Source organism: Paraburkholderia sp. SIMBA_054, from assembly GCF_046534875.1.
In the GTDB taxonomy this organism is placed as follows: Bacteria; Pseudomonadota; Gammaproteobacteria; order Burkholderiales; family Burkholderiaceae; genus Paraburkholderia; species Paraburkholderia hospita.
Genome location: NZ_JAWRXV010000574.1, coordinates 1 through 285, shown reverse-complemented (window position 1 = coordinate 285; position 285 = coordinate 1). Strand labels below are relative to the sequence as shown.

The 285-nt window shown below is 74.4% G+C and carries 1 protein-coding gene; it reads left to right on the top strand.

Annotated elements, in window-relative coordinates; genetic code table 11:
* On the top strand, positions 1-184 hold a 184-nt coding region (locus SB822_RS56400), incomplete at its 5' end, for a hypothetical protein (RefSeq protein WP_410859018.1).
* Positions 185-285: the final 101 nt, after the last annotated feature.

Genomic DNA, 285 nt, shown 5'->3' with positions numbered 1-285 from the left:
ACTCGAGCGCGTCCTGCCGCAGCTGCCGGCCGAGGTACTGTCACGCTGGCAGCACGCGCCGATGGTCGTGGCCAGTGAGCGCCTGGCCGGGCTGGCACGCGACCACGGCTTCGTCCGGGTATGCCGGGCCACCGGCCCGCGCCCGGCGCAGTTGCTGGCCGCCGGGGCCCGCGCCGGTGGCTGAACCCGTGCCTGCGCGCTCTTGCTCCCGCATCGGGCGCCACGCCATGCTGTGATCCGTGTCATGCCGCCCCCCGACGGCAGCCCCCAAGGATGTTGTGGATG